The organism is Pseudomonas sp. NPDC090752, assembly GCF_055584805.1.
On sequence record NZ_JBVJLI010000003.1, the window covers coordinates 42,054 to 67,899 of the forward strand.

At 62.1% G+C, this 25,846-nt stretch carries 21 protein-coding genes and 2 pseudogenes; 13 read left to right on the top strand and 10 right to left on the bottom strand.

The window, feature by feature from the left end:
• Positions 1-23: 23 nt before the first annotated feature.
• Complete coding sequence (locus ACZ6YA_RS05430) at positions 24-326, bottom strand: DUF3565 domain-containing protein (RefSeq protein ID WP_465896021.1); 303 nt, start codon at positions 324-326, stop codon at positions 24-26.
• Here ACZ6YA_RS05430 and ACZ6YA_RS05435 point away from each other — a divergent pair.
• The 3 genes from ACZ6YA_RS05435 to ACZ6YA_RS05445 all read left to right on the top strand — a co-directional run bounded on the left by ACZ6YA_RS05435 (position 325) and on the right by ACZ6YA_RS05445 (position 2,665).
• A complete protein-coding gene (locus ACZ6YA_RS05435; protein ID WP_016393914.1) occupies positions 325-810 on the top strand; it encodes an FKBP-type peptidyl-prolyl cis-trans isomerase in 486 nt (161 codons plus the stop codon). The two genes, ACZ6YA_RS05430 and ACZ6YA_RS05435, sit on opposite strands and share 2 nt — an antisense overlap.
• Before the next feature lie 145 nt (positions 811-955).
• Complete coding sequence (locus tag ACZ6YA_RS05440; protein WP_465896024.1) at positions 956-1,438, top strand: glutathione peroxidase; 483 nt, start codon at positions 956-958, stop codon at positions 1,436-1,438.
• A 123-nt stretch (positions 1,439-1,561) separates the two neighbouring features.
• Positions 1,562-2,665, top strand: a complete 1,104-nt coding sequence (locus ACZ6YA_RS05445) for an NADH:flavin oxidoreductase (RefSeq protein WP_465896026.1) — start codon at positions 1,562-1,564, stop codon at positions 2,663-2,665.
• Here ACZ6YA_RS05445 and ACZ6YA_RS05450 read toward each other — a convergent pair.
• Positions 2,634-3,848, bottom strand: coding sequence for a glycosyltransferase family 4 protein (locus ACZ6YA_RS05450; RefSeq protein WP_465896029.1), 1,215 nt, complete (start codon positions 3,846-3,848; stop codon positions 2,634-2,636). The genes ACZ6YA_RS05445 and ACZ6YA_RS05450 overlap by 32 nt on opposite strands.
• A gap of 177 nt (positions 3,849-4,025) precedes the next feature.
• Here ACZ6YA_RS05450 and ACZ6YA_RS05455 point away from each other — a divergent pair, with 177 nt between their 5' ends.
• Positions 4,026-5,342 (top strand): methyl-accepting chemotaxis protein, encoded by a 1,317-nt coding sequence (locus tag ACZ6YA_RS05455; protein ID WP_465896032.1) that lies wholly within the window; start codon positions 4,026-4,028, stop codon positions 5,340-5,342.
• A 64-nt stretch (positions 5,343-5,406) separates the two neighbouring features.
• Here ACZ6YA_RS05455 and ACZ6YA_RS05460 read toward each other — a convergent pair whose 3' ends face one another.
• Positions 5,407-5,784: a hypothetical protein gene (locus ACZ6YA_RS05460; protein WP_465896034.1), complete on the bottom strand. Its 378-nt coding sequence runs from the start codon at positions 5,782-5,784 to the stop codon at positions 5,407-5,409.
• Between the two features lie 92 nt (positions 5,785-5,876).
• Positions 5,877-6,602 carry a sulfate transporter CysZ gene (cysZ, locus tag ACZ6YA_RS05465; RefSeq protein ID WP_465896037.1) on the bottom strand — a complete coding sequence of 242 codons (726 nt, stop codon included), beginning with the start codon at positions 6,600-6,602 and terminating at the stop codon, positions 5,877-5,879.
• Positions 6,603-6,912: 310 nt separating this feature from the next.
• Here cysZ and trxB point away from each other — a divergent pair, with 310 nt between their 5' ends.
• A complete protein-coding gene (trxB, locus tag ACZ6YA_RS05470) occupies positions 6,913-7,875 on the top strand; it encodes a thioredoxin-disulfide reductase (protein ID WP_264361786.1) in 963 nt (320 codons plus the stop codon).
• A 58-nt stretch (positions 7,876-7,933) separates the two neighbouring features.
• On the opposite strand, the gene nadC is transcribed toward trxB, so the two are convergent.
• Positions 7,934-8,782 carry a carboxylating nicotinate-nucleotide diphosphorylase gene (gene nadC, locus ACZ6YA_RS05475; RefSeq protein WP_465896041.1) on the bottom strand — a complete coding sequence of 283 codons (849 nt, stop codon included), beginning with the start codon at positions 8,780-8,782 and terminating at the stop codon, positions 7,934-7,936.
• A gap of 241 nt (positions 8,783-9,023) precedes the next feature.
• On the opposite strand from nadC, the gene ACZ6YA_RS05480 reads away from it, so the two are divergent.
• The 5 genes and pseudogenes from ACZ6YA_RS05480 (at position 9,024) to ACZ6YA_RS05500 (ending at position 14,768) form a co-directional block, all read left to right on the top strand.
• Entirely contained in the window at positions 9,024-11,174 is a 2,151-nt protein-coding gene (locus tag ACZ6YA_RS05480; RefSeq protein WP_465896043.1) for a DUF1631 domain-containing protein, read from the top strand.
• 86 nt (positions 11,175-11,260) lie between these two features.
• Positions 11,261-11,827: a 1,6-anhydro-N-acetylmuramyl-L-alanine amidase AmpD gene (gene ampD / locus ACZ6YA_RS05485; protein WP_465896045.1), complete on the top strand. Its 567-nt coding sequence runs from the start codon at positions 11,261-11,263 to the stop codon at positions 11,825-11,827.
• The gene (gene ampE / locus ACZ6YA_RS05490; RefSeq protein ID WP_465896047.1) at positions 11,824-12,654 is read left to right on the top strand and encodes a regulatory signaling modulator protein AmpE; all 831 of its coding nucleotides are present in this window, start codon (positions 11,824-11,826) and stop codon (positions 12,652-12,654) included. Before ampD ends, ampE begins: the two co-directional genes overlap by 4 nt.
• 1,052 nt (positions 12,655-13,706) lie before the next feature.
• A pseudogene (locus ACZ6YA_RS05495) lies at positions 13,707-13,910 on the top strand (HAMP domain-containing protein); the annotation flags it as partial.
• 153 nt (positions 13,911-14,063) lie between these two features.
• Positions 14,064-14,768: a methyl-accepting chemotaxis protein gene (locus tag ACZ6YA_RS05500; RefSeq protein ID WP_465896447.1), complete on the top strand. Its 705-nt coding sequence runs from the start codon at positions 14,064-14,066 to the stop codon at positions 14,766-14,768.
• A gap of 30 nt (positions 14,769-14,798) precedes the next feature.
• Here ACZ6YA_RS05500 and ACZ6YA_RS05505 read toward each other — a convergent pair whose 3' ends face one another.
• From ACZ6YA_RS05505 to cra, 5 genes and pseudogenes are all read right to left on the bottom strand, one after another.
• A complete protein-coding gene (locus ACZ6YA_RS05505) occupies positions 14,799-15,056 on the bottom strand; it encodes a PAAR domain-containing protein (protein ID WP_465896049.1) in 258 nt (85 codons plus the stop codon).
• Complete coding sequence (locus ACZ6YA_RS05510; RefSeq protein ID WP_465896052.1) at positions 15,053-15,712, bottom strand: DUF6708 domain-containing protein; 660 nt, start codon at positions 15,710-15,712, stop codon at positions 15,053-15,055. Before ACZ6YA_RS05510 ends, ACZ6YA_RS05505 begins: the two co-directional genes overlap by 4 nt.
• Before the next feature lie 1,822 nt (positions 15,713-17,534).
• Positions 17,535-17,923, bottom strand: a pseudogene (locus ACZ6YA_RS05515) (DotU family type IV/VI secretion system protein); the annotation flags it as partial.
• Between the two features lie 176 nt (positions 17,924-18,099).
• The gene (locus ACZ6YA_RS05520) at positions 18,100-18,882 is read right to left on the bottom strand and encodes a TatD family hydrolase (protein WP_465896054.1); all 783 of its coding nucleotides are present in this window, start codon (positions 18,880-18,882) and stop codon (positions 18,100-18,102) included.
• A 2-nt stretch (positions 18,883-18,884) separates the two neighbouring features.
• Entirely contained in the window at positions 18,885-19,880 is a 996-nt protein-coding gene (cra, locus tag ACZ6YA_RS05525; RefSeq protein ID WP_465896056.1) for a catabolite repressor/activator, read from the bottom strand.
• Between the two features lie 297 nt (positions 19,881-20,177).
• Between cra and ptsP the strand changes: the two genes are divergently transcribed.
• The 3 genes from ptsP to ACZ6YA_RS05540 are packed head-to-tail and all read left to right on the top strand — an operon-like array spanning position 20,178 to position 25,714.
• Positions 20,178-23,030, top strand: coding sequence for a phosphoenolpyruvate--protein phosphotransferase (gene ptsP / locus ACZ6YA_RS05530; RefSeq protein WP_465896058.1), 2,853 nt, complete (start codon positions 20,178-20,180; stop codon positions 23,028-23,030).
• Positions 23,031-23,978 carry a 1-phosphofructokinase gene (pfkB, locus tag ACZ6YA_RS05535; protein WP_465896060.1) on the top strand — a complete coding sequence of 316 codons (948 nt, stop codon included), beginning with the start codon at positions 23,031-23,033 and terminating at the stop codon, positions 23,976-23,978.
• Positions 23,975-25,714: a PTS fructose-like transporter subunit IIB gene (locus ACZ6YA_RS05540; protein WP_465896062.1), complete on the top strand. Its 1,740-nt coding sequence runs from the start codon at positions 23,975-23,977 to the stop codon at positions 25,712-25,714. The genes pfkB and ACZ6YA_RS05540 overlap by 4 nt, the downstream gene beginning before the upstream one ends.
• Positions 25,715-25,846: the final 132 nt, after the last annotated feature.

The following is a 25,846-nucleotide window of genomic DNA, read 5'->3' on the forward strand; positions in this document are numbered from 1 at the left end:
TCGAAATAAAGCGTTGCAAGGAATCAACGGCCAAGGGTAGCGCTATCGGCCTCCTGTGCACACCAGCCACAGGCGAAAGCCTGGCCGACACGCTGCGCGCGCTGCTCGGGGTCGAGCACCCAGGGGCGCGCCTGCCACGGTGGCTGATGGCGCAGGTGCTGGGTATGGCCGCAGGACAGGTCGACCACCCAGTGGCCGTCTTCGTCCTGGTGAAAGCCCAGGATCCGACTGATGGGGCGCCCCGCGCCGCCGCTGCGGTCGCAATCGGGCGATGCGTTGGTTACACTTGTCCGCTCTACATACTTTTGCAAAAGGTCTTGCCCCATGCTGATCGCCGCCAACAAGGCTGTCTCCATCGACTATACCCTGACCAACGACGCCGGGGAGACCATCGACAGCTCCGCCGGTGGCGCGCCACTGGTCTACCTGCACGGTGCCCAGAACATCATCCCGGGCCTGGAAAAAGCCCTGGAAGGCAAACAGGCTGGCGACGAGCTGAACGTCACCATCGAGCCTGAAGATGCCTACGGCGAGTACCTGGCCGAGCTGGTCAGCACCCTGAACCGCAGCATGTTCGAAGGCGTCGACGAACTGGAAGTGGGCATGCAGTTCCACGCTTCCGCGCCGGACGGCCAGATGCAGATCGTCACCATCCGTGACCTCGACGGCGACGACGTGACCGTCGACGGCAACCACCCGCTGGCCGGCCAGCGCCTGACCTTCCAGGTCAAGGTAGTCGACGTGCGTGACGCCAGCGAAGAAGAAATCGCTCACCGTCACATCCACGGTGAAGGTGGCCATCACCACTGATTTTCTGCGCTAAGCTCAGAAAGTCGCCAGGCGCTCGGACAAGCCGGCATGCCTCCAACGCGGAGGGTGCACGGCTTGGATGAGCGCCTTTTTAGTGGGCGCAATTCGCCCCAGCGGCAACCGGGAACCTGACAGGGGATTCATCATGAGTGCATTTCACGACCTGACGTTGAAGGCGCTGGACGGCCGGGACCTGCCCCTGGCCCCGTTCAAGGGCCAGGTAGTGCTGGTGGTCAATGTTGCCTCCAAGTGTGGCCTCACGCCGCAGTACGCCTCGCTGGAAAAGCTCCAGCAGCAGTTCAAGGGCAAGGGTTTCAATGTGCTGGGCCTGCCCTGCAACCAGTTCGCCGGGCAGGAGCCTGGCAGCGAGAAAGATATTCAGGCGTTCTGCACCCTCAACTATGGCGTGAGCTTCCCGCTGGGCGCCAAGCTGGAGGTCAACGGACCGCAGCGCCATTCGTTGTACCGCCTGCTGGCAGGTGAGGGCGCCGAGTTCCCCGGCGACATCAGCTGGAACTTCGAGAAGTTCCTGGTGGGCAAGGATGGGCGGGTACTGGCCCGCTTCGCCCCGCGTACCGCGCCGGATGACCCGACTGTAGTGCAGGCTATCGAGAAAGCGCTTGGCTGATTATCCCGGGGGTGCTTTGCGCCCCCGGCGATAGCGCAGAATCACCCAGATCAATAATGCTGTGCCATCCCCGTAACGCCCCCTAACCTCAGGCGCATTTCCTCACCCAGACGGAAGCGCCCCATGTCCAGCCATCCCCTGTTTCAGCCTTTCACCCTCGGCGCGCTCGAGCTGCCGACCCGCGTCGTCATGGCGCCCATGACCCGTACCTTCTGCCCCGGTGGCGTGCCCCACGATGGCGTGGTCGAGTACTACCGCCGACGTGCGGCAGCAGGGGTCGGCCTGATCATTACCGAAGGCACCACGGTTGCACACAAGGCCGCCAACGGTTATGCCAACGTGCCGCGCTTCTACGGTGCAGATGCGTTGGCCGGTTGGCAGCGCGTCGTCGAGGCAGTCCACGCCGAAGGCGGGCGTATCGTGCCGCAGCTGTGGCACGTCGGCGCGGTACGTCGCCTGGGCACCGAGCCGGACGCCGCCGTACCGGGCTTCGGGCCGAGCGAGAAGGCCAAGGATGGGCAAGTGCAGGTGCATGGCATGACCCATGACGATATCCGTGAAGTGATCGCAGCGTTTGCCCAGGCAGCCCGCGATGCCAAGGCTATCGGGATGGACGGTGTGGAAATCCACGGCGCGCACGGCTACCTGATCGACCAGTTCTTTTGGGCGGCCAGCAATCGCCGCACGGATGAGTACGGCGGCGACCTGGAGGGTCGTTCGCGCTTCGCCATCGAACTGATTCGAGCCGTGCGCGCAGCGGTGGGGCCGGACTTCACGATCATCTTCCGTTTCTCGCAATGGAAGCAGCAGGACTACAGCGCACGCCTGGTCGAAACACCCGAAGCGTTGGCGGCCTTCCTAAAGCCACTGTCCGACGCCGGTGTGGATATCTTCCACTGCTCGACACGGCGTTTCTGGGAGCCGGAATTCGAAGGCTCCGCGCTCAACCTGGCCGGTTGGACCCGGACTCTGACGGGCAAACCGACCATCACCGTGGGCAGCGTCGGCCTTGATGGTGAGTTCCTGCAGTTCATGGTCGACACCGACAAGGTGGCCAAACCCGCCAGCCTGGAAGGCTTGTTGCGGCGCCTGGGCGACAAAGAGTTCGACTTGGTGGCGGTGGGCCGGGCATTGCTGGTGGATGCCGAGTGGGCGCAAAAGGTTCGCGAAGGGCGCGAAGCGGACGTGCTGCCGTTCAGCCGCGAGGCGCTGTCGAGCCTGGCTTGATCGCCAGCGTGGCGGTTGCTGACTCTGGGCCGGCAACCGCCGTGTGGCAAGCGTTGTAAAGGTGCGCCTCGAACTGTTCGACGATCGCCGGCCAGCCCTGACGACTGGCGTGCTGCCGAGCATTGAGGCGGACCCTGCGCAATGTCTCGCGTTCTTCCAGCAGCCAGCAGGCGGCATCGATGAAGGCCGCCTGGTCACCGGGCATGGCCAGGGCGCCGCTATGGCCGTGGCGGATGTGCTGGCCAGCAGCGGCCTCGTCGTAGGCGACCACCGCCAGACCCGAGGCCATGGCTTCGAGCACCACATTGCCAAAGGTTTCGGTGAGGCTCGGGAACAGGAACAGGTCGCCGCTGGCGTAGTATTCGGCCAGCGCTTCGCCGCGTTGGGCACCGCAGAATACGGCGTCCGGCAGTTGCTGTTCAAGGGATGCCCGCTGTGGCCCATCGCCGACGACGACCAAACGCAAGCGCCGCTGTGGATAACTCTTCTGCAGCGCTTGCAGGCAAGGCTGCAGCAATGCCAGGTTCTTTTCCGCCGCCAGGCGCCCGACATGTAACACGGCGATTTCCTCCGGGCCAAGGCCCCATGCATCGCGCAAGGCTTGGCTGCGCCGGGCCGGGTTGAACAGGCCAGCATCGACCCCTCGGGCCATCAGCGCCAGGCGTTCGAAGCCACGCCGTTCCAGCTCCAGGCGCTGGCTGGCGCTGGGCACCAAGGTGGCGACGGTGCGACGGTGGAACCAGCGCAGGTAATGGGTAAGCAGGCGTGCCAGCAAGCCTAGCCCGTACTGGCCAGAATACTGCGGAAAATTGGTATGAAAGCCGCTAACCACCGACACGCCAAGGCGCCGCGCAGCCCGCAATGCACTCAACCCCAGCGGGCCTTCGGTGGCAATGTACAGCACATCCGGCCGCTGCCTGCGCCAGCGGCGCAACAGCTTGTGTATCGACACTTCGCCCCATTGCAGGCCGGGGTAGCCCGGCAACCCCCAGCCACGGCACAGCAACACGTTCGGATCGTCGGCTGCGGGCACATCCCCCGCCTGCCGTGGCCGCACGATTTCCACCTGATGGCCGCGCTGTCGCAGGCCCTCGCAGAGGCGACCAAGAGTATTGGCCACGCCGTTGATTTCCGGTGGGAAGGTTTCGCTGACGAGGGTGATGCGTAGGGCAGGTGTATTCATGACAAAAAGTTTCCGCCTGCCGCGTTGCGCTCATGTGACAGCCTCGTGACGCGCAGATGACGCCTGATTTCCGGCAGTTTCGCCGTTTTGAATATTTCCCTTCAGGGCCCCTCAAGAAGCGAGTGGAGGCAGCCGATGAAGATGCATTCGATCAGGTGACGCGCTCCGGGAGCGGTGATGTTCAACAGCAAGCTCAAGAAAGAAATCCAGCAACTGCGCGAGGACCTGTTTTCCGTCGAGCAGGTCAAGAGCAGCCTGGACAGCGAAATGCTGGTGCTTCAGCTCGACCCCCAGGGGCGTATCGAGATGATCAACGGCAACTTCGAGAGAGAGATGCTCTACCGCTCCGAGCAACTGATCGGGCGTCACATCGAAGACATCGTGCCGGCGCATGTGAAGAAGCTCGACTTCTACCAGCGCATGAAAAGCGCCATCAGCCGCGGTGAGCACCTGAATGGGGCTTTCCGCCTGCTGCGTGGCAATGGTGAAGAGGCCTGGTTACGTTCGATCCTGCAACCGGTCAAGGGCAGCGACGGGCGCATCATGCATTTCTCCATGCACTCCAGCGACCTGACTCGCACCATCGAGACTTCTCGCGAGCATGAAAGCCTGATCAAGGCGCTGATGCGTTCCACTGCCGTGATCGAGTTCAACCTCGACGGCCAGGTGCTGACCGCCAACGACCGCTTCCTGCAAACGATGGGATACAGCCTCGACCAGGTGCGTGGCAAACATCACCGCCTGTTCTGCGAACCGGAGGAAGCCAGCTCGGCGGGCTACCAGGCGTTCTGGGAAAAGCTACGGCGTGGTGAGTACGTGGCCGAACGCTTCAAGCGGATCGATGCGCACGGGCGCACGGTATGGTTGGAAGCGTCCTACAACCCGATCATTGATGCCCATGATGTGCTGTATAAAGTGGTCAAGTTCGCCACCGTAATCACCGACCAGGTGAACCAGGAACAGGCCGTGGCGCAGGCTGCGGATATTGCCTACAACACCTCACTTGAAACCGACAGCAGTGCGCGCAAGGCCACCGACGTAGTGACTCAGACCGTCGAGGTGATGCGTGGACTGGAAGGCTCGATGCAGGACGCCGCCGAAGGCATCCAGGCGTTGGACAAGCAGTCCAAGGTGATCGGCGCGATCATCAAGACCATCAGCGATATTGCCGGCCAGACCAATCTTCTGGCGCTCAACGCTGCCATCGAGGCCGCGCGTGCCGGGGAGCAGGGCAGGGGTTTTGCCGTGGTCGCCGACGAGGTACGCCAGTTGGCTTCACGTACCAGCACTGCCACCGAAGAGATCGCCAAGGTCGTGCAACAAAACGAGCAACTGGCCCAGGCGGCAGTGGACATCATCGATACCAGCAAGCGCCAGGCCGAACAGGGATTGGCGTTGGCGGCGGATACCGGTGGGGTGATCGTTGAAATTCAGGAAGGGGCGAAGAAGGTGGTGGATGCGGTAGGGCAGTTTTCCAGCCAGCTGAGCCATTGAACACTGCTGTTGTGAAGCTACGCAGCGTATCCGGCACCCGCGGCGCCGGATACCAGGCCCTTTGTCAGGCAGTCAGTTGCACGTAAACATCACTGGCAATCGCGGCGAATTGTTCGATGCTGGCCTGTTTGCCATCAATACGGTGCTCGTCAGCGAACGAATGCGCTACACCGAAGACGCCGCTGCTCTCACCCCTGATGACCGGATGCTGATTGTTTTGCACAGCTTCGACCAACAGGGTTACCAGCGAGGCGCTGTGTATCACCACCTGTTCTTTTGGGTCGTTGACGCTATTGACGAACAGCGCCGAGGCCGGAAGATCGATGCCTTGGGCCTGCAACGCTTCATCAAGCCGCCAGTTAGCCTTGTGCTTGAGAATCTCGAAGCCCTGCAGGTGCTCTGGAATGCCGGACAGGTCCAGATAGTCTTTATCATTGTTCATAGTGTCCATCTCCTGATTATCGGGCTGCAAAGGTGCGGCCCGTTACTCAGTAGAAAACAGTAGGGAATGCGCAAAGCGGTAGATATGTCTCGCTAGCGCTCCCTTACCCAGAACAACGTCGCCCCCGCCACCGCAGCCGGCATCATCAGCACGTTTACGCCTGGGATAAGCAACGCCAGATAGGTGATGCCGCCAAACCCCATGCTTTGCCAGCGCTTCTGCCGAAGCCAGGCCAGCATGTCCTGCCAGCTCATCTTGTTGTTGTCCGCCGGGTAGTCGATGTACTGGATGGCCATCATCCACACACCGAAGATCAGCCACAGCGGCGCGGCGATCACGTTCACCACCGGGATGAACGACAGGATGAACAGCGCGATGGCCCGTGGCAGGAAGTAGCCGAGCTTGCGCATCTCGCGGCCAAAGGTGCGGGGCACCATGGCCACCAGCTCAGCCCAGCTGAACGCCGGGAAGTTGTCATGGCCCCGCACCACCACCTCGACCTTCTCAGCCAAAAAGCCATTGAAAGGCGCGGCGATGATGTTGGCCACCAGGGTGAAGGTGAAAAACACCATCAATACCAGCAAGGCGACAAACAGCGGCCAGAGGATATAGCTGAGAAAGCTCAGCCAATCCGGCAGGGTCGGCATGAGGGCGTCCAGCCACAAACCGAATTCATGACCGGCGAAATAGATCATGCCGCCGAACAGCAGCAGGTTGATTGCCAAAGGCAGCAGCACGAACAACCGCAGGTTGGGGCTCAGCACCAGTTTCAGGCCTTCGCGCAGGTACTGGGGGCCAGAGAGGACAGGGGCTTGCATCGAGACACTCCGCAGAGAAGGGAAAACGCGCTGACCTTACCGGCTTTGCTGCGCCGACGAAAGGCGGGCAGGGGTTGGGAAACCGCCTGTAACAAAAGCCTGGGAGGCTTTTAGCCAGGTGAAATTCACGTATAGAGGTTGCCTATGAGGTGGATTGTCGAAGGATATTTCCTTAATCTCTGCCACCTCGCTACAGTGCGCTCAACTTTCGGTTTCTGGGCCTGCGCGTAGTAGCCTTCCCCAAGTGCTGCGTGGGCCCTTTTTAATTTACCGATGCCGGCCCCTGCGGCCTGCTCGACAGGAGTACGACATGTCTGAAGTACGTCATTCGCGCGTCATCATTCTCGGTTCCGGCCCTGCCGGTTACAGCGCCGCGGTGTACGCCGCCCGCGCCAACCTCAAGCCGCTGCTGATCACCGGTATGCAGGCTGGTGGCCAGCTGACCACCACCACCGAAGTCGACAACTGGCCGGGCGACCCCCATGGCCTGACCGGCCCGGCGCTGATGCAGCGCATGCAGGAACACGCCGAGCGCTTCGAGACCGAGATCGTCTTCGACCACATCAATGCCGTCGACCTGGCCAACAAGCCCTACACCCTGCAGGGTGACAGCGGCACCTACACCTGCGACGCGCTGATCATCGCCACCGGCGCCAGCGCCCGCTACCTGGGCTTGCCGTCGGAAGAAGCGTTCATGGGCAAAGGCGTTTCGGCCTGTGCGACCTGCGACGGGTTCTTCTACCGCAACAAGCCGGTCGCCGTGGTCGGCGGCGGCAACACTGCCGTGGAAGAGGCGCTGTACTTGGCCAACATCGCCAGCAAGGTGACCCTGGTGCACCGCCGCGAAACCTTCCGCGCCGAAAAGATTCTGGTCGACAAGCTCAATGCCCGTGTCGCCGAAGGCAAGATCGAACTCAAGCTCAACGCTACCCTGGACGAAGTGCTGGGTGACAACATGGGCGTGACCGGTGCGCGACTGAAGAACAACGACGGCAGCAGCGACGAAATCAAGGTCGACGGCGTGTTCATTGCCATTGGCCACACCCCGAACACTTCGCTGTTCGAAGGCCAGCTGACCTTGAAGGACGGCTACCTGGTGGTCAACGGCGGCCGTGAAGGCAATGCCACCGCCACCAACGTCGAAGGTGTGTTCGCCGCAGGCGACGTGGCTGACCACGTTTACCGTCAGGCCATCACCTCGGCGGGTGCAGGTTGCATGGCGGCGCTGGACGTCGAGCGCTACCTGGACGGCCTGGCCAACGCCTCGTTCTGATCCACGCGCAATAAAAAAACCGGCCATCTGGCCGGTTTTTTTATTGCCTTCGCTCAGCTCACAGGCTCAATCGCATCGACAGGTCCACGGCCTTCACATCCTTGGTCATCGCGCCAATGGAGATGTAGTCCACCCCCGTTTCGGCAATCGCCCGCAGGGTGGTTTCATTGACCCCGCCACTGGCCTCGAGCTTGGCCTTGCCGGCGGCGATACGCACTGCTTCGCGCATCTCGTCCAGCGTCAACTCGTCGAGCATGATGATGTCGGCGTCGGCGTCCAGCGCCTGGCGCAGTTCATCCAGGCTTTCCACTTCGATTTCCACCGGCTTGCCTGGGGCGATGCGGTGCGCGGCTGCCACCGCTTCGGGAACGCCGCCGCTGGCGGCAATGTGGTTTTCCTTGATGAGGAAGGCGTCGTACAGGCCGATGCGGTGGTTGTGGCACCCGCCGCAGGTCACTGCGTACTTCTGCGCCAGGCGCAGGCCCGGCAGGGTCTTGCGGGTATCGAGCAACTGCACCTGGGTGCCTTCGACCAGGTCGGCAAGCTGACGTGCACGGGTAGCCACGCCCGACAGCATCTGCAGGAAGTTCAGCGCGCTGCGCTCGCCACTGAGCAGCGAGCGTGCCGGGCCTTCGAGATGGAACAGTACCTGGTTGGCGCTGGCGCGCTCGCCGTCGGCCACCTGCCAGTGCACCGCCACGCGCGGGTCGAGCTGGCGGAACACGGCATCGACCCAGGCGGTGCCGGCAATCACGCAATCCTCGCGGGTGATGATGGTGGCCTTGGCCAAACGTTCGGCCGGGATCAATTGTGCGGTGATGTCGCCACTGCCGATGTCCTCCAGCAGCGCGCGGCGCACATTGGCTTCGATCTCGGCGGTCAGGTCGGCAAGGCGTAGGTTCGGCATGGTCGGCTCCACAAGCTAGATGCCGCCGATTATAGGGCAGGGGGCCTGGCTGTACAGCCATCTTGCAGCCCACCTTTGGTCCGGCCGAATGAGCAATTGGCAAAAAATACAGTCATTTACCGACACGTGAAGAGGTGCTGGCAGGCATCGGCTTTTTTACCGATAATGGCGCCCAGTATTTGGCGTCATAGCTTTGACGATTTTCGCCCTATCGAACCAGTCACCCAGCAAGGAGTTCGGGATGCATAAAGAAGGCAAGGTGGTGCCCTTGGCGGCTGCCATCGATCGAGGAGCGCGCACGCCCTTGCCTTGCCTCCCCGTGCTCCTGCTGCAGGTGCGCGACAAGGCCGCCCTGCAATTGCGCCAGGGCCTGCAGGCTTTGTTCGACAACGCCGACGATACCCTCTTTGAAATGGCCGACAAGGCCGCCGACCGCTTCGACCAGCACCTGTACTTTGAAGCGATGCGCGACTTGCGCCTCAAGCGCAAAAGCATCGAGCGCGGCTTTCTCGATGTCTTCTACGATAGCTTCGCCCGCATCGGCCAAGTCGACCCGCTGGGCTTCATGGCGGCCATCGACCCTTCGCGCAACAAGGCACACGTGGAACGGGCTGCGACCGTCGAGGGTATGGTCGCGCGCGTGTTGTCGCGCGACGGGCTTGCACTCGACCAACTGAGCCTGCGTTTGCAGACCTTGCTTGAGTGCACCCTGGCCCCGCAACACAACCCGCTCGGACCTGCCGCACTGAGCGGTTACTTCCTACAGGCAGGGCGCAACCTGGGGGTCGGTCTGCGGGTCAAGCTGGTTCTGCTGAAGTTGTTCGAACGCTACGTGCTGCGTGACATCGACGTCCTGTACGGTGAGGCCAACCAACTGCTGGCAGCCGCCGGTGTCCTGGCTGAGCTGCCCCCAGCACCGCGTCGGCGTGCTGAAGATCGGCGCAATGATTCGCGGCGGATATCGGCCACGCTTGAGTCTGATGACATCGGCGCTGACAGCATCGGCCAGGCGTTCTTTGCTTCAATTCAAGGGCTACTGGCCCCGGCACGTGGGCGGATTGCACCACGCTTGCACGCGGTTGCCACGGCGCAGCCGATCGGGACAGCCGACCTGCTGCGCTTGCTTTCACATTTGCAGCACTATGTACCGGCGGCCGTCGAAGAGGACGATTTCGATCTCGGCCAGCAGCTTGAACAGTTGTTGCTGCGGGTCAGCGTACGCAGCGGCACGCGCCGACGTATCGCCACAGCCGACGAGGACATGATCAATCTCGTCGGACTGCTGTTCGAGCATATCCATGCCGACGACAACCTTCCGCACAGCTTGCGTGCGCTGATCGTGCGCTTGCACATCCCGTTGCTCAAGGTGGCGCTGCTCGATAAAGGGCTGTTCAGCCGCGCGAGCCATCCGGCGCGCCGTTTGCTCAACGAAATCGGCGCCGCAGCGATCGGCTGGGAAACCGGCAGCGATGGCTTGCGCGACAGCCTGCACCTGCGCGTGGAGCGCATCGTTCAGCGGCTTCTCAACGATTTCACCGAGGATGCCAGCCTGTTCGCCGATCTGCTAGAAGACTTCCTGGCGTTCAACCAAGACGAGCGTCGCCGCAACGAACTGCTCGAACAACGCACCCGCGACGCCGAAGAAGGGCGGGTGCGTGCCCTGCAGGCCCGCCAGCAGGTACAGCAGGCACTCAACCAACGGTTGCGCGGGCGCATGCTGCCACAGGTGGTGGTGCAGATGCTGGTGCAAGCCTGGAGCCAGGTGCTGCTGCTGGCCTGGCTCAAGCAGGGCGAAGGTTCGCCAGCCTGGCGCAACGCGCTGGCGACCATGGACACCTTGCTTGCCAGCATCCTCCCTCAACGAGATCCGCAAGCGCTGTTGCAGCACGTGCCTGGCTTGTTGAAGGCGCTGCGCGAGGGGCTGGCCAGCGTCGCATTGGACTCGGCGGCGACCCGCGACTTCTTCCAGCAACTTGAGCAACTGCACCTGCGCGCTTGCACAGGCGCCGAGGGGGCATCTTCCGAGGTAGGCGAGGTGCTGGTGGCCGAGGACATCGTGCTGGCTATCGCCGAAGAGTCCGCTTGCGCCCCCCTGCGCCAGCCCGCCGAGCACGCCGCGCAGTTGCGAGCGGTACAGCGCCTGCGCATCGGCGCCTGGGTCGAAGTGCTCGACGACGATGAGCCGCTGCGTTGCAAGTTGGTGGCACGCGTCGACAGCAGCGACCGTCTGGTATTTGCCAATCGTACTGGGCTCAAGGTGCGAGAGTGGACCGCACAAGGCCTGGCTCAGGCCCTGCGCCTCGGCGAGGCGCGGCTGTTGGATGACGGACTGCTGTTCGAACGGGCACTGGAAAGCGTACTCGATGGTTTGCGCCAGCAGCAGGTGCATTGACACACGTCCAAATGATTCACCTGCACAGCGCCGCACGAGCAAGGCATACTGCGCTTCTGTACCCGGCGCATTTCAGGATCTGCCCCATGCAATTGGACCTTGCCACCGGCTGGTTCCACGGAATCACCCATTGCCCTTCGCCGAACTTCAACGCGCGCCCCGAGGGCGAATCGATCTCCCTGCTGGTGATCCACAACATCAGCCTGCCGCCGGCCTGCTTCGGCACCGGCAAAGTCCAGCAGTTCTTTCAGAACCGCCTGGACCCCGACGAGCATCCCTACTTCGCCAGCATCAGCCACCTGACCGTGTCGGCGCACCTGTTCGTCGAGCGCGACGGCGCGGTGACCCAGTTCGTGTCGTTGCTCGACCGCGCCTGGCATGCGGGCGTGTCGTGCTTCGATGGGCGTGAGGGCTGCAACGACTTCTCCATCGGTATCGAACTGGAAGGCACCGACGACCGCCCCTATACCGATGCCCAGTACGCCGTGCTGGAGCAGCTGACGCGGCAGATCCAGGCCGCCTGGCCGGCCATCGACCAAGGCCGTATCCAGGGCCATTGCGACATTGCCCCGGTGCGCAAGACTGACCCCGGTCCGGCATTCGATTGGGCGCGGTACCGCGCCGCCGTGCAGGCCAACGAGGATAAGGCATGAGTTTTCTGGTGTTGATACTGGCACTGTGGGTCGAGAAGTTCTCTGCCCTGCGCCATCAGGTGCAACGCGATGGTTTCTTCCTGGGCGAGCTGGTGCGCCTGGAGCGCAGCGGCAAGGTGCACCCCTGGTGGAGCCTGGCCATTCTGGTGCTGGCACCCGTGGCGGTGCTGGTCTTGCTCCTGCATGTGCTCGACCCGGTGGCCTACGGCTTGCTGGCCCTGCCGGTGCACCTGCTGGTGCTGATCTACAGCCTCGGCCGCGGCGACGCCAAGGCAGCTCTCGGGCCGTTCCGCGATGCTTGGCGGCGGGGCGATGACCAAGCCGCGCTGCATGTGGCTGAGCGTGACCTGGGCCTGGTGGCCGACGAACCCCATGGCTTGCTGGTGCGCGTTCAGGGTTACCTGCTGTGGCAGGCGTACCAGAGTTTCTTCGCAGTGATCTTCTGGTACTTCGTGCTCGGCCCCGGCGCGGCGTTGGCCTATCGGCTGCTGGCGCTGACAGCTGATAACAGCCAGCAACCTGCGCTCAAGGCGCGTGCCGAACAGTTGCGGCACATCATGGATTGGTTACCGGTTCGGGTAATGGCGCTGAGCTTTGCCTTGGTCGGCAACTTCGTCGCAGTCACCCGGGTGATGCTCCACGAATTACTCAACTGGCACATCAGTGCCGGGCACCTGGTGGCTCGAGTCGGGCGTATTGCCGATGATATCCCTGAAGAAGAGGACGCCCAGCGTGGGCTGGGGCGGCTGGATAGCCTGTGGGAGCTGCTGCTGCGCTGCGCGGTGCTGTGGTACGCCGGGTTTGCCTTGTGGACGGTGCTGGTCTGAGCCGCGGTTAACCTTAAGTTACAAACCTCCGATTCGTTCTGCGCTAGATTGGTGGCCTAGTGCTACCCCTCGCAGAACAAAAAGAATCCAAGGAGGTGCCTGTGAAGCGTCTGCTCTACCCGGCCATTGCACTGATGAACCGGCTGAGCTTCGGCCAGAAGTTCAGCCTCATCAGCGTTCTGTTCTTCCTGCCGATGCTGGCCACCAGCAGCTACCTGGTCCGCGACGCTTATCAGCAATACCAGGCCACTCGGTCCGAGCTTCAAGGCATTGCCCCGCTCGGCGGCAGCTTGGCGCTGCGCGCAGACTTGGAAACCCTCGGCAATCTCCTGCAAATTAACGCCGTGCTCGGTCAGTCAGGCCAGGCAGGGGATGTAGAGACACGCATCGCCGCTTTGCAGGACAAGGTTCAAGCGCAGCTGCAGGCCCTGCAAGGTCACGATGCCGTGCCCCAAGCCAAACTCGAAGAGCTGGCCGGCGCCTTCACCAGCGCTGCAGCCGAATCGTCCTTGCAGAACAAGGTCGCCCTGGTCGAGCGACTGCTCACGCAAGCGCAGGTGTTGAACAAGCTGGTGGCGAGCCAGTCCGGCCTCAATCAGGACAACCAGGCTTCAGTGCGGCAGTTGAGCGAGTTGCTCGGTACGGCCACGGCCCAGGTGACCCAGGCCCTGGGCGAGGGCAGGGCGATGGGTGCCATCGCGCTTGGTCGAGGTTTTATCGACTCGTCCGGCAGCGCTCGCTTTGAAGACCTGTTGCAGCAACTGGAGCGTCTGGCGGCCGACTATGGCCTGCGCGTGGATGACGCATTGGCCAGTGACTCCGGCCTCAGAAACGGCCTGGCTGATGCGGCTGAACGCAGTAAGACTTCCATCAGGCAAGCCGCTGCATGGTTCGAAGAGCAGGTGGTGGTTGCAGAAACCCTGGATGCGCCTTGGCCGGCCTTTTATCAACAGGCCAGCGAGTTGATGGCCAGCACCCACCAGTTTAACGAGGCGATCCTCGGTCATCTGCAGGGCCAATTGCAGGATCGCCTAGCCCAGCAGCACCTGCGCATGCTTGCCCTGGCCGCAGTGCTGGCCGGCGTGTTCGCGCTGATCGTTTATCTGTATGGCGGGTTCTACGTCTCGACCCGCACCACCCTGCGCAAGTTGGGCGGCGCGATGGACAAGGTGGCAGCAGGTGACATGACCGTCAGCTTCCAGGCACACAGCCGCGATGAACTGGGGGAACTGGCCCAGGGTTTCAGTGAAACCGTGCGTCGCATCCGCGGCCTTATCGACCAGGTCGGCCATACCGTGGTAGCCGTCGAGGCGCAGGCCGGCCAAGTCTTGGCAGTGTCGACACGCAGCAACCAGGCCGTCAGCGGCCAGCGTGAACAGATCGAGCAGGTCGCCACGGCGATGAACCAGATGAGCGCCACCGCCCAGGAAGTGGCGCGCAGTGCTGGCTTGGCTGCTGATGGCGCGCAGCAGGTCAATCGCGAAAGCGCCAATGGCCGCACGCTGGTGGAAAGCCAGCAAGGCAATATTGACCGGCTGGCCGCCGAAATAGACCAGACAGTGGTGGCGATCAACCAACTGGCGGACGATAGTCTGGCAATCGGCCAAGTGCTGGAAGTCATCCGTAGCATCGCCGAACAGACCAATCTGCTGGCGCTCAATGCGGCTATCGAAGCCGCCAGGGCTGGCGAGCAGGGGCGTGGCTTTGCCGTGGTCGCCGACGAAGTGCGCACCTTGGCCAAGCGCACGCAGGATTCCACTGCGCAGATCGCGCAGATGATCCAACGCCTGCAGGACGGTGTCGGCGCAGCGGTGCGAGCCATGGGCAGCAGCCACCAGATGGCTGCAGGCACGGTCGATGAAGCGCGCCAGGTGCAACAGGCATTGGGCAATATCCTTGGCGCGGTCGGCGGCATCGTCGAGCAGAACCAGCAGATTGCGGCGGCGGTCGAGCAGCAGACAGCGGTGGCCCATGATATCGATCAGAATATCGTCGCAATCAACCGAGCGGCACAGGACACCACCCTTGGGGCTTGCCAGACCGAGGACGCCAGCCGGGCGTTGTCGGAGCAGGTGGTGGAGTTGAAGCGGTTGATTGGGGCGTTCAAGGTTTAGCTAGTACCGCCCCTGTCATGTGCTGGCCGGTCATTCAAGCTGCCAGCCAGTAGCTCCTTCAATCAGTTCTCCACCATGATCGGTACGATCCCCCAGGCGCGCCACAGCCTTTCCCTCAATCGTGTAATTAGCCGAGCCACTGACTATCACAGCCCCGCAACTCGTCCTGTCGCCAACCCTCGCTACGGCCTTGCCCTTGAAGGTGTAAGTCGGGCTGCCCGTTTTCACGACGGTTTTGCCATGGATTGGACAGTCATGGACGTGGCCGACCAGTACGACAGGTTTCATGACTGCTCTCCAGGGCTGGGGGCGGTTCGGGATTCCAGGTCCATTTCTTCGGGCCAAGAAACCTTTGGCGCCATTCGGTCAAATGGATTTCTATGAGTAGCATTTTCCCAAGGACCAGGGCTCTGAAATTCATCCCAGTCTATTGGCGGATGGGCGAAATCGGGAAGTGCCTCAGGCCCACTTTCCATAAAGGCCCTTGCAGCAGCCCAATAACTTTCACCTTTCTCTATATTGTCACAGAGAAAAACGCGGTCAATCACCTCGTTCGTTTCAGGTTTCTGGATTGATATCATTACCCGTTCTTTCAGCCCACCATAGCCCAGGGGTACATAGGTGCGATACGCCTCAGCTGTGAGGTCATCCCAGTGGTAGATGACGGGTTTGACCCCCCATTTTTTTCGGCCAAATGGATTGGTTTGCTCGGATCTGTACTGGTAAAAATAAACTTTGCGACGAAATCGGTTAAAGCGTATGGGTTCATTGCGCGGCATCTCTAGGTCTATACGAATAGAAGGTACTCCTACGTATAAAGTTGCAGCGGAAAATATCATAAATCCGATTGTTCTGATGTCGAGTGTAAAGAACCATTTTGGATCGTCGTAAGCTATAAGAAAAATTGTGGTGAAGGTGATCAAAAGCGAGGAAGATCCAAGCATTAGCAAGAGTCCTCGGGTTCTCAGAGGCGTTCGAGGGATTTCGAGATAACAATTGTCTACGTGGTTTGGTGGTGGGTTGCAACACTGGGAGCTGGAGTGCAACTCGTATTAGGCGACGGTAAGTCGTACTGCCAACCAAATTGCCGATCTGTGATGCTCACCAATTCCTCTCCTTGACTCTGATTTCGACGTAAGCCGCCGGTAGGGTGCGATCAGGCCAGTATTTTATAACTAAGGAGACTGAGGTGATATTGTGTTGCGGGGAGTCGGGCATTAGCTCTGATTTTCCGATAAAAGTTTTCGTCAAATGCTCTTGGTTTGCTGAATTTGATTCTTGACGAGATTCGGAAATTACCAGTGAGTCAATTTTATAGTCTTGATTGTTGGGGGTCTTTGTAAGCTCTATGGGGGGCTTTTCTGCACAAGTGTCGAATTTTGGAGGGCAGAGCGCTTTGGAAGTTATCATTTCTCCAGTGTTTTGATCGGAGTATGTCTCATCCCCATGTCGATGTACAAAAAGTGCCCACTGGTAGCTGGCGATAGAATCGATGAAGCGAGGTAACTCGATTTTAAACTTCACGAGTCGATGCATTTCTAGATTGATGGGCGTACCTATTTTGGTGCTTATTGGTTGATTGGTGAAGGCGCTGTCAAACTGCAGTTTTCCGGTAACACCTAATGTAACCGCATTCAGCTCAGCAAATGCAATGTTCGCATGGGATGGTGAGTTTTAGTGGGTGCGAGGGGTTTCATTGGCTATCCCAAAAAAGCAGCGGCGAACCCATTGTTCTAATGCTGTTGATTCCTGCTGGCCAGCTTCTTTCATGAAGCTGTAAGCAAGAAAAGTGAGGATTATAGAAAATCCCAATGCCCCGATTACTAATGAACCAGATACGGCGATGACAGCAAAAATAGTGCCGACTGCTGCCGAGGCTCCGGCAGCACGATAGTAATTTCTTGCGGTTGTATCACCGGCTTCGCCAGCGCGTTTCGCGGCGATTGTTGCCTGAATAGCTTCGAAAATTCCTGCAGCCGCGTTAAGTGTGGCGCCATACTTGGCGACGGCACGGCCTGCAGAGGCTTCTATTTTTGTATTTATTTTACGGGGCATCATCAAGCCCATCAACTCTACGCTGCCGCCGACGATTCCAAGGGTCGATCCATATAAGCTCATTATGGCTTCACTGGACTTCGGCCCTAATTCTTCCTCCGCTTTTTTCAGATTCTTTCCAAGACTGTCATTTAATAAATAAAGCCCGCCGATGGATAACAACAACTCCCACCCTTTGCCGGTCCCCCTCAACCCGGTAAATCCATCGCTCACCAACCGCGAAGCCTGCCCCGCACTGATCCGCATGCCATCGAGCAACTTGCGCGCACTCGGCTCCAGTGTCCCTGCCGCCACTTTGAGATCCACCAGCGTCATCTGTGCCGCGGGCCCCAGTTGATTGACGTTCAACTTGACCTCACTGGCCGGGCGTTCATGCAGTTCATGGGCCGTGCCTTCGACCCAGACGCTGACGTTGACCACCGTGTGCGCCACCTTCGGGTCGAGCACCGCCAGGCTCAGCAAGCCGGTCTGGATGATGGGCTTGACCTTGTTTGCCTTGTTCTCCACGGCCGCCATGACTTCATGAAGCGGCGGCATCATCTTCGTCCGCGCCTTGGCCAGTTTCTCGCTGGCGCTGTTTTGCAGTTCGCGCAGGTGCGCGCTCTGCAAGGCGTAGTACTCGCCCAGCTTCATCTGCACCTGCAACTCGACCAGGTGCACGCCGTTGTAGATTCGTTGGCTGGCGCTGTTCAGGTGGCGGACCACCTGTTGCAGGCACAGGGCGTAGGAGTACGCCAACAGCTGAGCGGGCGCATAGCCATGCTGGCGTATTTCTTCCCGAATAGTGTCGATTTGAATGCGCACCTGCTGATGAACATCTCTGATGTTTGGCAATTCATCCAGGGTTCGCAGGCGAATCACCAGGCCAAACAGGGGCATGGCAGCGTCAAGCATCAGGTTTTAATTCCGCCGCGAATTTGAAAATCTGGATCTGCTGGGTAGCCAGCGGGCGTCGACGTAAGTTCAGCTTGGTTTTCGGTGGTGGAATGCTCAGGGTCTGCGGACCATGCTGATGGCTCGAGCAAGCTGCTGGCGCGGTGCTCACTCAGGTCATGCTTAATAGTTGCACGCCCTGTCCTGTTGTTTGGATTGGATTCCATGTGCATGCGTGTTCCCCTCACCCGTCGGCGCGCGATAATGCCGGCAAACGAGTGGCTAGCGATTGAGTGCCCTAAAGCAAAGGCAAAACACTAGCGAGGAATCACTTCTCAGAGGAGGTGTTCCATTCCTAAATGGTTGTAGGATTTTTCAACGCAAAACCCACGCTTGGCTTTGCTTAAGAGAGGAAGCCCAAAACTTCACAGGCATTCTTGCTGCTGGCGTCAGCCAACACGTCCACATCAATACCCATCACCTCAGCCAACGCCTCGGCAATCTCCGGCAGATGCTCCGGGCTGTTGCGTTCACCGGCGAACATCACCGGCGCCATATCCGGTGAGTCGGTCTCCAGCACGATGCTATCCAGCGGCAGGCGCGGCAGGGTCTTGCGCAACCGCAATGCCTGCGGCCAGGTAGCTGCACCGCCCAGCCCCAGCCGGAAACCGAGCTTTATGTATTCGCGCGCTTCTTCGTAACTGCCGGCGAACGCATGGATGATCCCCGCCCGCGCTGGTTTATAGCGCTTGAGGGTGGCAATCACCTGGGCATGGCTGCGGCGCACGTGGAGCAGGGCGGGTAGCTCGAAGTCGCAGGCCATCTGCAGCTGCGCCTCGAACAGTACCTGTTGACGTTGCTTGTCGAGATCTTCGAGGTAGTAGTCCAACCCGAACTCGCCGACGGCGCATAGCCTTCGGTCACCGCGCAGACGTTCGAGCCATTCACGCAACTGCACCAGGTGCTCGGGGCGATGCTGCTCCAGATAGACTGGATGCAACCCCAGCGCCGCATGAATGCGCTCATCGCTGCAGGCCAGGTCCCACACCCGCTGGAAATTCGCCTGGTACACCCCCAGCACCACCATGCGCTCCACCCCGCGCGCCGCCGCGTTGGCCAGCAGGCGCGGGCGGTCGGCGTCGAAGTCGGGGAAGTCGAGGTGGGTGTGGGTGTCGATCAGGCGCATGTTCAGGCCGCTGTGATGCGTTGCTTGAAGGTTCGACCGATGGCGTGCACGCCGGGTTCGTAGCGCTTTTCCTCGATGGCTGCCAGGGCCAGCTCCAGAGCGGTGGCGGCAATCTGGCCGTGTTGTTGAGCCATGGCATTGACCGGCAGTGGCAGGAAGTCCAGCAACTGGTTGTCACCAAAGGTGCCCAGTTGCAGCTGGCGCGAGTCGGCCGGGCGCGCCTGCAGGGTGTCGAACACGCCTTGCAGCAGTACGTAGGAGGTGGTCACCAGGGCATCCGGCAGGCCGCCCAATTCATCGATCAACTGCTGCATCAGGCGCTGGCCGCATTCGCGGCTGAATGCTTCGCCCTGATAGCGGCGCACGTTGCCGGCAAACCCTTGCATGGCTTCGTCGAAGCCACCGGCGCGTGCTTGGCTGACCGAGAGCTCCGGACGCGCACCGATCAAGGCGATACTGCGTGGCGCAGTGGCGAGCAGGCTGTCGGCAAGCTGACGGCTGGCATCGCGGTCGTCGCTGATGACCGAACAGAAGTGCGCCGGGTCCAAGCGCCGGTCGATGGCGATCACTGGCAGGCCTTTTTCCTGCAGTTCGCGGTAGCTGTCATCTTCAGGCGGCAGGCAGCTGGCGACGAACAGGGCATCGCAACGGCGGGCGCGAAACAGCTGCTGCAGTTGGCGCTCGATGTCGGGCTGATCATCGCTGCTGGCGATCAGCAGTTGGTAGCCGCGGGCGCGGGCGCCTTGTTCCAGTTGCTTGGCAATGCGCGCATAGCTGGGGTTCTCCAGATCCGGGAGAATGAAGCCGAGGGTGCGCGTGTGCCGGCTGCGCAGGCCTGCCGCTTGCGGGTTGGGGGTGAAGCCGTGGGCCTCGACCACCGCACGCACCCGCTCGACGGTGCTGCTGCTGATGCGCTGCTGTTCGGCCTTGCCATTGATGACGTAACTGGCCGTGGTCACGGACACACCGGCCAGACGGGCGATATCGCTGAGTTTCACCGAATTTTCCTTGTTATTACCGGGGCTGGCTGTACAACCAGACCGGTTAGTTTGACCCGGGTTGGCCGTTTCGCGCAGACGACCATTGTCGCAATTGTCCGACAGGATGGGGCTTTTTCCCCGGAAGATTATCGAGTAACGTGGCCACTCGGTCAGATTAAACGTTTCAGCTATTAATTTTTCTGCCTCGATGGCCGCTGGTGCATGGCCGTTGAACTGGCTGAATACGTGAATTTCACAACAATACCTCAGTACCCGGCGCAAAAGTGCACGCAGGGGCTGCAAAAGGAGAAGGTCATGCTCGAGCTCGCCAATGAGCAGATAGCCATGGGCCAGAAGGCCGCCGACAAGGCTGAGGCATTGCGCCTGCTGGCGGGGCGGCTGGTCGCTGACGGCCTGGTCGCCGAAGGGTACTTGCAGGGCCTGCAGGCGCGCGAGGCGCAAGGTTCGACGTTTCTTGGCCAGGGCATCGCCATCCCGCACGGTACGCCGCAGACCCGCGACCTGGTGTATGCCACGGGCGTACGCTTGCTGCAGTTTCCCGACGGCGTGGACTGGGGTGATGGCCAGATCGTCTACCTGGCCATCGGCATCGCCGCGCGGTCCGATGAACACCTGCGCCTGCTGCAACTGCTGACCCGCGCCCTGGGCGAAACCGACCTGGCCGAGGCCTTGCGCCGCGCCAGTTCTGCCGAAGCGCTGCTCAAGTTGCTGCAGGGCGCCCCGCAGGCGCTGGCGCTGGATGCCCAGTTGGTCGGTTTGAATGTGCCCGCTGAAGATTTCGACGAATTGGCCTGGCGCGGTGCGCGGCTGTTGCAACGTGCCGGTTGTGTCGACAGCGGTTTTGCCGCCGTGCTGCAACAGGCCGAGCCACTGCCGTTGGGCGAAGGCCTGTGGTGGCTGCACAGCGAGCGTCAGGTTCGCCAGCCGGGCCTGGCCTTCATCACCCCGCAGCAGCCGCTGCGCTACCGCGACCAGCCGCTCAATGGCCTGTTCTGCCTGGCCAGCCTCGGTGCGGCGCACCAGGCGCTGCTTGAGCGCTTGTGCGAAGTCTTGATCGAGGGGCGCGGGCAGACGCTGTACCAGGCCACCAGCAGCCGCGCGGTCCTGGAAGTGCTTGGTGGCGAAGCGGCGCCCGATTGGCCCAGTGCGCGCATCGTGCTGGCCAATCCGCATGGCCTGCATGCGCGGCCGGCGAAAATCCTCGCACAATTGGCCAAGGGCTTTGAGGGCGAGATTCGCATCCGCGTGTTGGACAGCGCGCAGCCGGCAGTGTCGGTCAAGAGCCTCAGCAAGTTGCTGAGCCTTGGCGCGCGACGGGGTCAGGAACTGGAACTGCTGGCCGAGCCAGCCATCGCCAGCGATGCCTTGCCGGTGTTGCTGGCGGCCATCGAGCAAGGCCTCGGCGAAGAGGTCGAACCGCTGCCGAAAACTGCCGTTCCGATTGCAGCCGCACCTGTGGAGAAGCTGCAAGCGCCCACGGCAGGCAGCCGTATCCAGGCCGTGGCTGCCGCTCCCGGTATTGCCAGTGGCCCTGCGCATGTCAGCGTCGAGCGTGAGATCGACTACCCGTTGCGTGGCGAGTCTGCAGCTCAGGAGCGGCTCAAGCTGCGCCAAGCGCTGGAGGCGGTCAACGATGAATTACAGTCCCTGGTGCAGCGCAGCGACAAGGCCGTCGGCGAAATCTTCGTCACTCACCAGGAAATGCTCGCCGACCCGGCGCTGGCCGACGATGTCGAGCTGCGCCTGAATCAGGGCGAAAGTGCGGCGGCTGCGTGGATGACCGTGATCGAAGCGGCGGCGCGTCAGCAGGAGGCGCTGCACGATGCCCTGCTCGCCGAGCGCGCCGCCGACCTGCGCGATATCGGACGCCGAGTGCTGGCACAGCTTTGCGGTGTGCAAGCCCAAGCTGAACCCGAGCAACCTTATGTATTGGTTATGGACGAAGTCGGCCCCTCCGATGTTGCCCGTCTGGACCCGGCGCGGGTCGCCGGCATCGTTACTGCCCATGGCGGCGCCACGGCGCACAGCGCGATTGTCGCGCGTGCCCTGGGGATTCCCGCGGTGGTCGGGGCGGGGGCAGCGATCCTGCTGCTCGAGCCTGGCACACCGCTGCTGCTCGATGGCCAGCGCGGCGTGGTCAGCGTGGCACCGGCGGCTGACGAGTTGCAACGCGCGCTGGCTGAACGCGACCAACGCGAACAGCGCCTGCAAGCGGCCTGGGCCCATCGCCACGAGCCTGCGGTAACCCGCGATGGCCATGCCGTGGAAGTCTTTGCCAATATCGGCGAGAGCAGCGGCATCGACAAGGTGGTGGAGCAGGGCGCCGAAGGCGTCGGCCTGTTGCGCACCGAGCTGATCTTCATGGCTCACTCGCAGGCACCAGATGTTGCCACCCAGGAAGCCGAATACCGCCGTGTGCTCGACGGCCTGGGCGGGCGGCCGTTGGTGGTGCGTACCCTCGACGTGGGTGGCGACAAACCGCTGCCCTACTGGCCGATCGATGCCGAGGAAAACCCGTTCCTCGGTGTGCGCGGCGTACGCCTGACCCTGCAGCGCCCGCAGATCATGGAAGACCAGTTGCGCGCCTTGCTGCGTGCCGCCGACCAACGCCCGCTGCGGATCATGTTCCCGATGGTCGGCCAGGTACATGAATGGCGAGAGGCGCGCGCGATGGTCGAGCGCCTGCGCGAGGAAATTCCGGTCGCCGACCTGCAACTGGGCATCATGGTCGAAGTACCGTCCGCCGCCTTGCTGGCGCCACAGCTGGCCCGCGAAGTGGACTTCTTCAGCATCGGCACCAACGACCTGACCCAGTACACCCTGGCCATCGACCGTGGCCACCCGAGCCTGTCGGCCCAGGCCGATGGCCTGCACCCGGCAGTGCTGAACTTGATCGACATGACCGTGCGCGCTGCCCATGCCGAGGGCAAGTGGGTAGGCATTTGCGGTGAACTGGCCGCCGACCCGCAAGCGGTGGCGGTGCTGCTGGGTCTGGATGTGGACGAGTTGAGTGTCGCTGCCCGCAGCATTGCCGAAGTCAAAGCCCTGGTTCGCCAGGCCGATCATCAGACGGCCCGCGCCCTGGCGCGTAAGGCCCTGCAACAAGACAGCGCCGCAGCGGTTCGCGCGCTGGTGGAGCGTTACTGAATGGCCAAGATCCTGACCCTGACCCTCAACCCGGCGCTGGACATCACTGTCAGCCTCGACGCCCTGCGCCCAGGCCACGTAAACCGTGCCCACGACCAGCACAGCCATGCCGCAGGCAAAGGCTTGAACGTCGCCCAGGTGTTGGCCGACCTGGGGCACGACGTGACCGTCGGTGGTTTCCTTGGCCAGGACAACCTGCAGCCGTTCGAAGCGCTGATTGCCTGGCGCGGCTTTGCCGACTGCTTCGTGCGTGTGCCGGGCGAGACGCGCAGCAACCTCAAGCTGGTCGAAGCGGATGGCCGGGTTACTGATGTAAACGGACAAGGGCCACAGATCGACGAGGACGCCCGTGCTGCCCTGATGAACCTGATCGAGCAGGGGGCACCAGGGCATGACGCTGTGGTGGTGGCCGGTAGCCTGCCGCGTGGCATCAGCCCTGAGTGGTTCCGTGAGTTGCTCCAACGGTTGAAAACCATGGGCCTCAAGGTCGCGTTGGACAGCAGTGGTGAAGCCCTGCGCGCCGGCCTGCAAAGTGCACCTTGGCTGGTCAAACCGAACACCGAAGAGCTTGGCGAAGTGCTCGGCCTGTCTGTAGACAGCCCAGCCGAACGACAGGCCGCCGCCCAGCGGCTGCTGGCCACCGGTGTCGAGCACGTGGTGGTCTCGGCGGGCGAGCAGGGCGTCAGCTGGTTCACCGCTGGCCCGCTACTGCACGCCCAGCCGCCGCAGGTGCGGGTTGCCAGCACCGTGGGTGCGGGCGACTCGTTGGTGGCCGGCATGGTTCACGGCCTGCTGCTGGCCGAAGCACCTGCGCAGACCTTGCGCCGCGCCACGGCCATCGCCGCCCAGGCCGTGACCCAGGTCGGCTTCGGTATCCGTGACCGCGAACATTTGGCGCGCCTGGAAGCGGCCGTGCAACTGACAGAACAACAAGAGGGTTGCCGATGAACATTGCCATTGTCACCGCCTGCCCCAACGGCCAGGTGTCCAGCGTGCTGAGCGCGCGCTTGCTGGCGGCTGCCGCCCAGCGCCGCGGCTGGAGCACGAGTGTGGAAGTGCAGGATGCCGAGCACCCCGAGCGGCAGCTGACGCCCGCGCAGATCGCCGATGCCGACTGGGTGCTGGTGATCAGTACCGGTCCCGTGGACCTGGCCCGTTTTGCTGGCAAGCGCCTGTACCAGAGCACACCATCACAGGCGCTGGCCGACCGTGAAGGTTTCCTCGACGAGGCGGCGGCCAAGGCCCAGCTACACGTGGATACTCATCACGCCGAGCCACCGATTGCCACGGCGGGCGTCAAGTTCGTCGCGGTCACCGCCTGTCCTACCGGCGTCGCGCACACCTTCATGGCTGCCGAGGCCTTGCAGCAGGCCGCGCAACAGCTGGGGTATCAGCTCACCGTCGAGACCCAGGGTTCGGTCGGCGCACGCAATCCGCTTTCGGCCCAGGCCATTGCCGAAGCCGACGTGGTGTTGCTGGCGGCCGATATCGAAGTGCCCACTGCCCGTTTCGCCGGCAAGCGCATCTACCGCTGTGGTACCGGCATCGCCCTCAAGCAGGCCCGTGCCACGCTGGACAAGGCCCTGGCCGACGGCAAAGTGGAAAGCGCAGGTGACGCCGCAGCCACTTCCAGCGCCGGCAAGCCCGAGAAGGCCGGGGTGTACAAGCACCTGCTCACCGGGGTGTCGTTCATGCTGCCGATGGTAGTCGCAGGTGGTTTGCTGATCGCCCTGTCGTTTGTTTTCGGTATCGAAGCCTACAAAGAGCCGGGAACCCTGCCGGCTGCGCTGATGCAGATTGGTGGCGAGGCCGCCTTCAAGCTGATGGTGCCGTTGCTGGCGGGTTACATCGCCTGGTCCATCGCCGACCGCCCGGGCCTGGCCCCGGGCATGATCGGTGGCCTGCTGGCCAGCACCCTGGGTGCCGGCTTCATCGGCGGTATCGTCGCCGGCTTCCTTGCGGGCTACAGCGCCAAGGCGATTGCCCGCTGGGCGCGCCTGCCGAGCAGTCTGGATGCACTCAAGCCGATCCTTATCATCCCCCTGCTGGCCAGCCTGTTCACTGGCCTGGTGATGATCTACGTGGTCGGCCAGCCGGTGGCGGCCATGCTCGCAGGGCTCACGCAGTTTCTCGACAGCATGGGCACTACTAACGCGATCCTTCTTGGGCTGTTGCTCGGCGGGATGATGTGCGTCGACCTCGGCGGGCCTATCAACAAAGCGGCGTATGCATTTTCGGTGGGCCTGCTGGCCTCATCGAGCTACGCGCCGATGGCGGCGACCATGGCGGCCGGCATGGTGCCTCCAATCGGCCTGGGCATTGCTACCTTCCTGGCCCGCCGCAAGTTCGCCCAGAGCGAGCGCGAGGCGGGCAAAGCGGCGCTGGCGCTGGGCCTTTGCTTCATCTCCGAAGGGGCGATCCCGTTCGCTGCCAAGGACCCGTTGCGGGTGATCCCGGCGAGCATCGCTGGCGGCGCGTTGACCGGGGCACTGTCGATGTACTTCGGCTGCAAGCTGATGGCACCGCATGGCGGGCTGTTCGTGTTGCTGATACCGAATGCGATCAACCATGCGTTGTTGTACCTGCTGGCGATCGTCGCGGGTAGCCTGCTGACGGCGGTGGTGTATGCGCTGATCAAGAAGAGTGAGCAGGTGGAGTTGGCGGTGGCGCCGGTGAAGGGTTGAAAATCTAGAATGCGTAGGCCCTTTCGCGGGGCAAGCCCGCTCCCACAGGTTCTCTGCTGATCTTGCAGGCAGTGCATGAGCTTTGTGGGAGAGGGCTTGCCGAGACGTCGGACCGCCCGCGAAGGGGCCGGT